General features: G+C 41.5%; 10 protein-coding genes. 8 read left to right on the top strand and 2 right to left on the bottom strand.

Going from position 1 to position 12,318, the window contains the following annotated elements; all coding sequences use genetic code 11:
• Nucleotides 1-31: 31 nt before the first annotated feature.
• A complete protein-coding gene (nirD, locus tag ZOBGAL_RS07775; RefSeq protein WP_013993000.1) occupies nucleotides 32-409 on the bottom strand; it encodes a nitrite reductase small subunit NirD in 378 nt (125 codons plus the stop codon).
• Between the two features lie 77 nt (nucleotides 410-486).
• A complete protein-coding gene (gene nirB / locus ZOBGAL_RS07770; RefSeq protein ID WP_013992999.1) occupies nucleotides 487-3,003 on the bottom strand; it encodes a nitrite reductase large subunit NirB in 2,517 nt (838 codons plus the stop codon).
• A gap of 124 nt (nucleotides 3,004-3,127) precedes the next feature.
• Between nirB and cobA the strand changes: the two genes are divergently transcribed.
• From cobA to ZOBGAL_RS07730, 8 genes are all read left to right on the top strand, one after another.
• The gene (gene cobA, locus ZOBGAL_RS07765) at nucleotides 3,128-3,901 is read left to right on the top strand and encodes a uroporphyrinogen-III C-methyltransferase (RefSeq protein ID WP_046287815.1); all 774 of its coding nucleotides are present in this window, start codon (nucleotides 3,128-3,130) and stop codon (nucleotides 3,899-3,901) included.
• Nucleotides 3,902-4,176: 275 nt separating this feature from the next.
• Nucleotides 4,177-5,589: an MFS transporter gene (locus ZOBGAL_RS07760; RefSeq protein ID WP_013992997.1), complete on the top strand. Its 1,413-nt coding sequence runs from the start codon at nucleotides 4,177-4,179 to the stop codon at nucleotides 5,587-5,589.
• A gap of 14 nt (nucleotides 5,590-5,603) precedes the next feature.
• Entirely contained in the window at nucleotides 5,604-6,359 is a 756-nt protein-coding gene (locus ZOBGAL_RS07755; RefSeq protein WP_013992996.1) for a Crp/Fnr family transcriptional regulator, read from the top strand.
• Between the two features lie 249 nt (nucleotides 6,360-6,608).
• Nucleotides 6,609-7,994 carry a CmpA/NrtA family ABC transporter substrate-binding protein gene (locus ZOBGAL_RS07750; protein WP_013992995.1) on the top strand — a complete coding sequence of 462 codons (1,386 nt, stop codon included), beginning with the start codon at nucleotides 6,609-6,611 and terminating at the stop codon, nucleotides 7,992-7,994.
• Nucleotides 7,995-8,033: 39 nt separating this feature from the next.
• Entirely contained in the window at nucleotides 8,034-9,134 is a 1,101-nt protein-coding gene (locus ZOBGAL_RS07745; protein WP_013992994.1) for an ABC transporter permease, read from the top strand.
• Between the two features lie 21 nt (nucleotides 9,135-9,155).
• Nucleotides 9,156-9,995: an ABC transporter ATP-binding protein gene (locus tag ZOBGAL_RS07740; RefSeq protein WP_013992993.1), complete on the top strand. Its 840-nt coding sequence runs from the start codon at nucleotides 9,156-9,158 to the stop codon at nucleotides 9,993-9,995.
• 14 nt (nucleotides 9,996-10,009) lie between these two features.
• Entirely contained in the window at nucleotides 10,010-10,834 is an 825-nt protein-coding gene (locus tag ZOBGAL_RS07735; RefSeq protein ID WP_013992992.1) for an ABC transporter ATP-binding protein, read from the top strand.
• A 35-nt stretch (nucleotides 10,835-10,869) separates the two neighbouring features.
• A complete protein-coding gene (locus ZOBGAL_RS07730; protein WP_013992991.1) occupies nucleotides 10,870-12,174 on the top strand; it encodes an alginate export family protein in 1,305 nt (434 codons plus the stop codon).
• Nucleotides 12,175-12,318: the final 144 nt, after the last annotated feature.

Below are 12,318 nucleotides of genomic sequence, written 5' to 3'. Positions count from 1 at the left end.
AAGTTATAAATCACACCTAGCGTCCGTCGGTCTATTCCATAAAGCCAACGTAGACGGTTTCATCCTCTACCTTAACGGGATAGGTCGCGATGGCATCGAGGCTTCCGTTGAGGTTTTCCCCTGTTTTTAATGAAAAGGTGTTTTTGTGAAGGGGGCACGCAATCTTGGGGTGCCTATCTTCTTCCCCGATCATACCACGGGAAAGCACCATTTCCATTTTATGCGGACATAAGTTTTGACAGGCATACCACTGGCCTTGACGCGTAAAATTGAAAACGGCGATCTGTTTGTCTTTGTATTTGATGCAGGCTCCTCCGTTTTTTGGGAATTTATGTACAGGTCCGGCCTTGAACCAGACCTTTACTTCTTCGGTTGTTACGCTTTCGTATGTGCTTAGATTTGCGATCATAATGTTGTGTTTTTGTTTGGGATACTATTGAACCGATGCCGCTCAAAGCCGATGGGGCGGAAGCATCATTTCATTTTTTAGGCCCATTCCTTAGGCATTTTTTGCTCTCGTAAGGATACGAACTCAATATTGTCATCGGTTTCGTCAGAGTTGATAAAGTGGGTGTAGCGTTCCCTTATTTCGGGAGTCTCTACGGCCTCTTTCCATTCGCATTTATAGGTGTCGACAAACTTCTGCATATCGGCGTCCAATTCTTCTGCAATGCCTAGGGAATCGTTGATGACTACATTCTTAAGATAGGTAATGCCCCCTTCTAGTTTTTCAAGCCATGCGGCGGTTCTTGTAAGTGGCGGTGCCGTTTTGATATAGAACATCATAAAGCGGTCTACATATTTTATGGCAGTCTCCTTGTCCACTTTTTCGGCCAGTAATTCGGCATGTCTTGGGTTGGCGCCACCGTTCCCGCCGACGTATACGTTCCATCCGCCTTCAACGGCGATAAAACCAAAATCTTTACCACGGGCTTCGGCACATTCGCGAATACAGCCCGAGACACCACCTTTAAATTTGTGGGGGGAGCGTATACCCTTGTACCTGTTCTCTATTTCGATGGCAAAACTCACACTTTCATCCATACCGTAGCGGCACCAGGTAGAACCGACGCAACTTTTCACGGTCCGCAGCGATTTTCCATAGGCTTGGCCGGTCTCAAAACCTTCGGCGATAAGCTCTTCCCAAATCAAGGGTAGTTCGTGCAGTTTGGCGCCGAACATATCGATGCGTTGTCCTCCCGTAATCTTGGTATATAAGTCGTATTTTTTGGCGATTCGTCCCATGGCCATGAGTTGTTTTGGGGATATTTCCCCTCCGGCCACCCTAGGTACAACGGAATAGGTCCCGTTTCGCTGTATGTTGGCCAAATAACGGTCGTTACTATCTTGAATGGTTTCTTGGCGGTTGGCCGTTTCATTGTAGATGCTGGCAAAAATAGAGGCGGCTAACGGTTTACAGACTTCACAGCCATGGCCTTTCCCCACCTCGTCCAACAATTGGTCGTAATCTGTGATCTCCCTGAGTTTTACGATATCAAAAAGCTCTTGTCTGGAGTAATCGAAATGCTCACAGATGTTTTCCTTTACCGTTTTCCCCAAGGTCTTTAGGCTTTCCTTTACCAAATCGGCCACCATGGGTTTACACCCTCCGCAGCCCGTAGTGGCCTTCGTGGCCTTGGCGACGGCCTTTACGGTTTCGTTGCCATCGTCGATTACCGAACAACAGACGGCTCCCTTGGTTACGGCCTCGCAAGAACAGATAACGGCCGTGTCGGGCAGGTCCATGGCACTTCCGAAGGCAGAACCGCCTTCGCCCCTTGCGCCAACAATAAGCTCTTCGGCATTGTCGGGCAAAGGGATGTTGTTGAGGTACATCTGGTGAAGAATGCTGTAATCGGCGGCATCACCTACCATGATCCCTCCCAACAGGGTTTTTCCATCATGGCTTACGTTAATTCTTTTATATAGGCCTTTGGTCTTATTTTCATAGATAATGGAGAGCCCTTTGTCCGCAGGCATATACGGTACCCCAAAACTGGCAACATCTACCCCAATAAGTTTTAGTTTGGTAGACATGTCTATTTCCGCCCTCATTATAACCTCATGGCTTTCTACGATTTGGTTGACCGCCACTTCTGCCATTTCATAACCGGGCGCTACCAGGCCATATATCATTTGGTTGTATAGGGCCACTTCGCCAATGGCAAAGATAGAGGGGTCAGAGGTCTGCATTCTGTCGTTTACCACGATACCGCCACGAACGCCCATTTCAAGGTTACAGGTTCTTCCGAGTTCGTCCCTTGGCCGTATTCCGGCCGAAATGACCAGCATATCCACTTCAAGGGTGTCGTCTTCGCCAAAATCCATTCCCGTTATGGCGCCGTTGCCCAGAATCCGGTTGGTAGCCTTTCCCGAGTGGACGTTGATACCCATATTTTCTAAGGTAAGTTGTAGCACATTGCTACTTCGGGAGTCGAGCTGTCTCGGCATCAATTTTGGGGCATATTCCACGACGTGGGGTTCTAATCCCATATCCATTACGGCTTTGCCCGCTTCAAGACCTAGGAGTCCCCCACCTAAAATGGCCGCTCGTCCGTTGGTCTTCTTTGACTTTATCTTTTCGGCATAATCGAGCATGGCTTCCAGGTCCTCTATGGTTCGGTATACGAAGACCCCTTCTTTTTCAACGCCGTTTATAGGGGGCACAAAAGGGCTGGAACCCGTAGCGAGTACCAAGTAGTCGTACGTATAGGTTTTATCGCTTCCGGTAGTTACCGTCTTTGTCTTGCGATGGATGTCGGTAATACGTTCGTTTACGATGAGTTCTATTTTGTTTTCGGTATACCAGTCCATGGGGGCAAGTTCCAATGCCTTTGCATCTCGGTTTCCAAAGAATTCACTGAGATGCACGCGGTCATAGGCGGCTCTTGGTTCCTCACCGAAAACGATGACCTTAAAATTTTCAGATTCTTTGCGGGCGGCGAATTTTTCACAGAACTTATATCCGACCATGCCGTTTCCGACAACAATAATAGTTTTCATAGGCTTCGATTTTAAACTACTTAGCAATATTACGTATAAATACGTACACTACATCAAATTTTATCGAAATAATTACGTAGTTTTGTTGAGGAATTACCAAAAGAAGCTTATAAAATCATTAGGGATGAAAATTGAAAAAGAAGCAAAAGTTACATTGATAGGAGCTGGCCCAGGTAGCTCAGACCTAATAACAGTTAGGGGTTTGAAGGCTTTGAAGGCTGCCGATGTCGTATTGTACGATGCCTTGATAGGGGAAGAGCTGTTACGTCAGATGGATACCCGTATTCCGAAAATATACGTAGGAAAACGATGTGGACAACATGCGTTTACCCAAGATGATATTAACGTTCTCATTGTGGAAAAAGCCTTTGAACATGGTCATGTGGTCCGCTTAAAAGGCGGTGACCCCTTTGTTTTTGGACGTGCCCACGAAGAAATAGACTATGTGGAATCTTTTGGTATACCTGTAACGGTGGTCCCAGGCGTATCAAGTGCCATTGCCGTTCCGTCCGGTCAGGGCATACCCATGACGCGTAGAGGGGTGAGTAGTAGTTTTTGGGTGATGACGGCTACCAAAAGGGACGGCTCCTTCTCCGAAGATTTAAAGTTTGCCTCACAGTCTTCTGCCACTATGGTTATACTAATGGGGGTTAGGAAACTCGCCGAGATTTCGGCCGAGGTAAGTAAATATAGGGGTTCCTTAACGCCGATGGCGGTCATTCAAAATGGTACCATGCAGAATGAATCCTGTATAGTGGGGACATTGGGGGATGTGGCATCGGCTATTTCCGATATCGATACTTCCAAACCGGGTATCATTGTAATTGGCGATGTGGTTGCCGAGCATCCTTCCTTTTTTGAGGAAGAGGTTCAGCGTGTGCTTCATTCGAGTCTCTAGGAACGGCAATTGCGCCGGGTGCGTATTCCTTGATATAATAGGTATCATCGCCCTATAAAATACTTGTACTAAGTGTTTTGTAGGGCGGTTTTTTTGTTTCGAATCCGATTTCTTCAATTTTCATAGATCTTTTTTTACGATATCTGATTTTTAGCCTCATTTAGTTTACATCCTCATAAAAATACGTAGTATTCATATCCTTTTTTAAAATATACGTACTACTACGTATATTAATACGTAGTTTTGGTTATCCTTAAACCTAAAACATTAGTATTATGGAAACACAAACTAAAAAAGCGACTACCTTAAAACTGACCGATCTAAAAAGTATGCCTATCCGTACATTTTGGATTACTTCAATAGCCTTCTTTATTTGTTTTTTCGCATGGTTCGGTATTGTACCCTTTATGCCTGACGTGGTAAAGGACTTGGGACTTACTCCCGATCAAAAATGGAACTCGATCATATTGGCGGTAACAGGAACCGTATTCGCACGTTTACTAATCGGTAAGCTTTGCGATAAGTACGGACCACGCCTATGTTATACCTATCTATTGGTTTTGGGCGCCATACCCGTTATACTTCTCGGTTTTGTACAGACGCCGACCCAATTTTTGATTTGCCGTCTATTTATCGGCTTTATTGGAGCATCTTTTGTTATTACGCAGTTTCATACTTCTATAATGTTTGCCCCTAATATTGTCGGTACGGCTAACGCCACATCTGCGGGTTGGGGAAATTTAGGTGGTGGAGCCAACCGTTTAGGGATGCCTTTAATTGCGGCGGCAGTTGTTAGTTTTGGTGTTGCCGATGAAATAGCTTGGCGCTATTCAATGGTAATAGCTGGTGTGATTGCTATGCTAATGGGCGTGGTGTATTACTTTTTTACACAAGACACTCCCGAAGGTAATTTTGCACAATTAAAGAAAGAAGGCAGAATGCCAACCATTAAAAAAGATGAAGAAGGCTTTTTAAGTGTCCTAAAAGATTATAGGGTTTGGATTCTTTTTGTTGTTTATGGAGCATCTTTTGGTATAGAGCTTACGGTTTATGGAACAATGGATGATTACCTTCAGAATACCTTTGGAATTTCTAGGTCAATGGCGGGTAATTTAGTGCTTTCATTTGCCTTAATGAATATTTTCGCCCGTACATTGGGCGGCTTTTTTGGAGATAGATTCGGAAGGTTAAAAGGCCTTCGTGGTAGGGTTCTTTTTTTAACCATGATTCTTGCTGTAGAAGGGGTAATGTTGACAATTTTTTCAACTACCACAAGCATTGCTTTCGGTATGATTTTCTTGATATTATTTAGTCTTTCGGTACAAATGGCGGAAGGCGCAACTTTCTCCGTGGTTCCTTTTATAAATAAAAAAGCGATTGGCTCTATTTCCGGTATCGTAGGTGCAGGAGGAAACGTGGGGGCATTTATGGCTGCCATGTTTTTAAAATCAAAATCTTCAGTTGCTGAGACGGCAGCATTGGCTACGAATTCCAATTTGGGAGAAGAGGCTATGAAAGCTGCGCAAGCGGCAGCAGCTTCTGGTGCTGTTTCAAGTGGTTATTTCGTAATTGGCGGTTTCGTTGCTGTCACTGCACTAGTGACCTTAGCCATTAAATTCTCTACTGCCGATGAAAAAGCGGTAAAAGAAGAGTTAAAAGTTGAATTAGCGTACGCAGCAGATAAATAAAATTGTGGTAGACTATGATTTCAATCTCAAATAAAACAAGTGGATTAACCGATGATGTAAATTTGGTGAATACCGCTTGCGTGGCTTGTTCTAATGAATACTGCTTGATAAAGAGAAACATGAAATCTTCGGTTGGTTCTACTTTTGTCAAACAACGCAAGGAGATACGTTGTAAAAAGGGACAACAATTCATTATGGAAGGTGCCGCAGTAACTGGCCTTTTCTTTGTGTTAAAAGGGAAGGTTAAAGTACTGCGCACAGGACTTCATGGTAAAGAACAAATTGTGCGTTTTGCTAAAGAAGGCGAAATTATTGGTCATAGGGGGTTTGGAACAGAAGAATCTTATACTATAAGTGCTGTTGCCCTAGAAGATTGCACGTTATGTTATTTTTCCAAAGAAAATCTGCAAGAGGTATTGCGAACGGAACCCACATTTACTTATGATCTCATGTTATTCTATGCAAACGAACTGAATAAAAGTGAAGCCAAGGTAAAGACGCTTTCACAAATGAGTGTTCGGGAAAGGGTTATAGATACCCTGTTGTATGTTCACAGAAAATTCGGACAGCAACATAATTTTATATCCGTATTATTAAGACGGAGGGAGTATGCCGATTATGCCGGCACTACTGAAGAGCAGGTAATCCGTGTTTTTTCGGCCCTGAAAAAAGAAGAACTTATCGTAACCAAAGGTAAGCATATAGGTATTAACGATACCTCACTTTTGCAGCAGGAAATATCCGAACACAACTTCTATCTAGATAGTTAAGTCTCATTCCACCTTACGCTTTATCACATTTTTTAATAAGTAGCAATACGTATCTATAAGTATATAGGTGCGTGTATTTGAATGCCCTGCTATTGTTTGTGTTACCTGAACAACCTGTTTTTTCGCAGGTATTGGTATGGTGTAAAAAGAGGAAACAACCTATTGTATCCCATATGTGAAAAAGTTAATTACGTATACATTTGTCAAAAGTAAGTATTAATACGTAGTTAAATTAAAAACCATACTATTATGAAAACCATTTTTACAAAAGCATCATTACTAGCAACTATAGCTGCAGTAGTTATGGCTTGTGGAGGAAAAGAAACAAAAAAGACAAATGCAGCCGCTACGGAAGATGCGGTCGCTTCAAAAACAAAACAACTAGATATTGAAAAACCACAACTTACGTTCGGTTTTATCAAACTAACGGATATGGCACCTCTAGCCATTGCAAAGGAAAAAGGATTCTTTGAAGATGAAGGCCTCTTTGTTTCCGTTGAAGCACAATCCAACTGGAAAAATGTTTTAGACCGTGTTATTGATGGTCAATTAGATGGCTCGCACATGTTGGCAGGCCAGCCTATTGCCGCTGGAGCCGGTTTTGGAAGACAGGCTGAATTGGTGACTCCTTTTTCAATGGATTTAAACGGAAATGGAATTACAGTTTCTAACGATGTTTGGTCTAAAATGAAGCCCAATGTACCCGTTGGTGCAGATGGTAAACCAGTGCATCCTATTAAAGCAGATGCTTTAAAACCCGTAATTACGGAATACAAAAACAGCGGTAAGCCTTTTAAAATGGGAATGGTATTTCCTGTTTCAACACACAATTATGAAATACGTTATTGGTTAGCTGCTGCCGGAATTCACCCAGGTATGTATACGGCCGATAATGTTCAAGGTCAAATAGATGCTGAGGTTTTACTATCTGTTACACCTCCGCCACAAATGCCGGCCACTTTAGAATCTGGTACTATTTATGGCTACTGTGTAGGTGAGCCTTGGAATCAACAAGCTGTTTTTAAAGGTATTGGTGTACCTGTAGTAACCAACTATGATATCTGGAAAAACAACCCTGAAAAGGTATTTGTAATGACGAAGAAATTCGTAACGGATAACCCAAATACTGCAATTGCAGTTACCAAAGCAATGATTCGTGCAGGAAAATGGTTAGATGAACCATCAAATAGAGCAGAAGCAGTAAAAATTCTTTCCATGTCTCAGTACGTTGGTGCACCAGAAGAGGTATTAGCCAATTCTATGACGGGTACTTTTGAATTTGAAAAAGGGGATAAAAGGGATATGCCAGATTTCAATGTGTTCTACAAGTACAATGCTACCTATCCTTTCTACTCAGATGGTATTTGGTTCTTGACACAAATGCGCAGATGGGGACAAATTCCTGAAACAAAAACTACGGAATGGTATAGCGAAACGATCAAAGAGATTTATCGTCCTGACATCTGGAAAAAAGCAGCAGACTTGCTAGTTGCCGAAGGACAAATTCCTGCAACGGATGTTCCTGAAACGGATGGCTTTAAACCAGCAACAACAGATTTCATTGACGGTACCTCTTATGATGCAAAAGACCCTATTGGTTACATCAATAGTTTCTCAATCGGAAACAAAGATTAAGGTTTACAGTACAATTTATCGAAGCAAAAGCATACTATCATGGAACAAGACATCACATTAAAAAAAGAAGGACAAGGCCTAGCGTTTTTAAAACCTTTGGTAGCCAAAGTTACTCCTAAGTTTCAAAAGGGAGGTTTATTATCATGGCTTAAAAAATCGGGCATTACCTTACTATCTATCCTATTATTTTTAGGGCTCTGGCACATGGGTTCTAAAGCATTATATAATAAAGAGGCGAATTACAAGATCGAAAAAGCATTGACAGAACAAGGTCAGGCAGCTGCCGACGCAGAACGTGATTGTATCGCTTCCGGCGATAGTAGTTGCCAGCCTAATACTTTGCCGTCTCCTACCCAGGTTTGGGCGTCGTTGCAAACTTTAATTGCAGATCATAAGGTGATTAATGCAGATAAAGCCGCTTTTAATGAAAAGATGGCCGCAACAAACGCCAAATTAGTAACACAAGGTAAAAATGCTATTGTTTATACCGGTCGTGCCTCGTTTGTTGATATTGTGCTTACAAGTATAAAAACGGTTTTTGCAGGTTTCTTATTGGCCCTTTTAATTGCGGTACCTATTGGTGTTGTAATAGGTTTGAGTCCATCATTACGGAGTGCTTTTAATTGGTTCATACAAATCTTTAAACCGGTTTCTCCTGTAGTTTGGTACTTGCTTGTATTCATGATCGTAAAAACTTTGTATATCGGTGATAGCTCTGATAATGCTTTTGTGATTTCATTTATAAGTGTAGGCCTGTGTGCCATGTGGGCCACTTTGGTTAACACGGCAATGGGTGTCTCCTCCGTAGATAAAGATTACATCAATGTAGCAAAGGTTCTAAAACTAGGAACTTTTCAAAAAATATTTAAAGTGATTTTACCATCATCATTACCGTTAATATTTACTGGGTTACGAATTACGCTTTCGGTCGCTTGGATGGTATTGATTGCTATTGAACTGTTAGCACAAAGTCAAGGTTTAGGCTTATTCGTTTGGGAGGAATTCCAAAACGGAGCTAACGATTCCAACGCGAAGATTATCGTTGCCATGTTTGTCATTGGTATTATCGGTTTTCTATTGGACAGAATTATGTTAAGTGTTCAGAATATGGTGTCTTTCAACAAAAACGAAGGAGTATAACCTGACCTAAAAAAATAGAAGATGGCATACTTAGAATTAAATAACGTCTACAAATCCTACGGAGAAGGAGATAACCGAACGGATGTACTATCCAACATTAACCTTTCTATAGAAGAAGGGGAGTTTGTAGCCATTGTAGGTTTTACAGGCAGTGGAAAAACAACCTTGGTAAACTTAATTAACGGCCTATTAAAACCCACAAGTGGCGAGGTTTTATTTAAAGGAGAACCGGTAGTTGATACCAGTCATGAACGAGGGGTGATTTTTCAAAACTATTCTTTGTTACCGTGGTTAACCGTTGGGCAGAACGTATATATGGCGGTTAAGGAGGCTTTTCCAAAAGAAAAGAAAGCTTTTCTAATGAAAAGAGTAAAGGATTATGTGGGGATGGTAAGTTTAACACCGGCCATTAATAAAAGACCCAAAGAATTATCCGGAGGAATGCGCCAACGTGTTGCGGTTGCAAGGGCCTTAGCGATGAATCCGGAAATGATAATCATGGATGAGCCTTTAGGCGCTTTAGATGCTTTGACTCGAGGAAATTTACAAGATGAAATATTGAATATCTGGAGCCAAGACAAGCGTACCGCTTTATTGATTACCAATGACGTGGATGAGGGTATTTATATGGCAGATAGAATTATCCCTTTAAAACCGGGTCCCAATGCAACTTTAGGTCCGGAATTTAAAATTGATATTGAACGACCTCGTGATAAAACCGCAATGAATGACAATCCTAATTTCAAAAAGACTAGAAATGCCATCATAGAATATTTAATGGATATTGGTGAGGCGCGTAAATCGGTTTCTAACGAAATCTATGAACTTCCTGATATAGCACCTAAAAGTTTTGTGGCCTAATAAAAAAATAACCTATGAGCACAGAAACCATACTTAACAAAGGCACAACGCAGAACGGAATTGTATTCCCTTCAAAAGTGATGCTTGATTTATCTAAGCTAAAGAAAGTGTACCCTACACCTAAAGGTGACTATGTGGTACTGGAAAATCTAAACCTTCAGATTATGAAGGAAGAATTTGTGACCATCATCGGGCATTCGGGCTGTGGAAAAACTACGATGCTTTCTATGATTGCAGGCTTGAATCCTATTTCTGGTGGAAACATTGCCGTTCTAGGAAACCCTGTTAAAGGGCCGGGACCAGATCGTGGCGTTATTTTTCAATCTCCCAGTTTAATGCCTTGGATGACCGCTTTGGAAAATGTGCTTTTAGGCGTGAACCAGGTATTTCCTCATGCTACCAAAGCACAACGCAAAGATATTGCCAAATACTACTTACATAAGGTAGGCCTTGATGGTGCTTTTGATAAAAAAGCTATTGAATTGTCACAAGGTATGCAGCAACGTGTTGGTATTGCAAGAGCTTTTGCAATCAAGCCTAAAGTGCTGTTGTTGGATGAGCCTTTTGGAATGCTTGATTCTTTAACCCGAGGAGAATTGCAAGATATTTTAATTGAAATCTGGAACAAAGAGAAAATTACTGCGGTGATGATTACCCATGATGTGGACGAGGCTATTTTCTTGGCCGATCGCGTCGTAATGATGACCAGTGGGCCAAGGGCAAAAATCGGGGATATTCTTGACATCGAATTTGAAAGACCGCGTACTCGAAAGTCGGTATTAGAACATGACGACTACTACACCTATAGAAAACATTTGATTGACTTTTTAGAACATTAAACCATAACAACAAACTTTTTTAATATACCTAGATTATGAAAAGACAGTACACATTAATAACCCTACTAGCCCTATCGATTCAGTTTGCTACGGCACAATTTGAACTCGATGGGGAGTTTAAGCCCCGTACCGAATACCGTAATGGTTTCGGTAGTATTATTCCAGATGCTGCAGATGCGGGCTTTGGAATCGCTACGCGATTACGTTTGAACGCGGGCTATCAAACGGAAGCGTTTAAATTTTATATGAGTCTTCAAGACGTTATGGTTTGGGGAGAAAACAGACAATTAAAACCTGAGGACAGTAATAATTCGTTTTCTGTTTTTCAAGCATGGGCAGATATCAAATTAAGTGAAGGGTTCTCTACAAAAATAGGTCGCCAAATGCTTGTGTATGATGACCAAAGAATTCTTGGTGGAGTTGACTGGGCTATGCAAGCACGTAATCATGATGCAGCTTTGTTAAGGTACAGTAAAGGAAAGTTAATGATAGATCTTGGTCTGGCTTTTAATCAAGATTTTACGGCTACCACTGCAAATCCGGGAGGATTTCAGTCTGCAGGTACGGCTTATAATACCACGGGATTCTTCTCGTATAAAAGTATGCAGTACTTATACTTAAAACATAAAGGAGAAGCCTTTTCTATTAGCGGTCTCATATTGAACAACGGTTTCCAGAATTTTACAGGCGAAGCAGATGCACTTGTAGCGGATGGTGTTAGCAATTTAATTACTTTAGGTACGCATTTAGACTATAAAAAAGGAAGTTTTGGAGCTGCATTTAATGGGTATTTGCAAACCGGGGAGCGCCAAAATAGTGTAGATGTTAGCGGGGCATATCTTTTAGGGTTAGACCTAAGCTATAAAGTATCAAAAGGTGTTTCTTTAGGGCTTGGAGCTGAGATTATTAGCGGAAACGATGCAAGCACCACAGATAAGACAGAAGCTTTCTTTCCATTATACGGAACCAATCATAAATTCAATGGGTTTATGGATTATTTCTACGTAGGTAATCATGCCAACTCAATAGGACTTACAGATATTCATGCTAGTGCCAAATTTGCATTAGGTGAAACTTCTAGCTTATTGGTGAAAGTCTTGAATTTTAGTGGGGAACAAGAATTGGGAAGTGGTGAAAAATCACTTGGCACCGAAGTTGACTTGGTTTTTGCCAAAAACTTCAAAGGATACGGATTGGCCATAGGGTATTCGCAAATGTTTGCTAGTGATGGCATGTACGAATTAAAGGGAATTACCGAAGATGCTGCCGCTAGTGTTCAAAACTGGGCATGGGTGCAATTGACCATGAAACCTAAGTTCTTAAACACGGCAAAAGAATAGTTCATATTTATAAAGATGCTTCGATAGGGCCGTTACGACCTTTTTGTTGTAGCGGTTCTTTTGTTTTTAAATGGATCGAGGCCAGGTATAATGGCTTGTGCATCGCTCTTTATAAAAAACCGATTATATTTGTACGTATAATTA

This window comes from Zobellia galactanivorans (assembly GCF_000973105.1).
Classification (GTDB): domain Bacteria; phylum Bacteroidota; class Bacteroidia; order Flavobacteriales; family Flavobacteriaceae; genus Zobellia; species Zobellia galactanivorans.
This window is presented reverse-complemented; position numbering and strand designations above follow the sequence as displayed.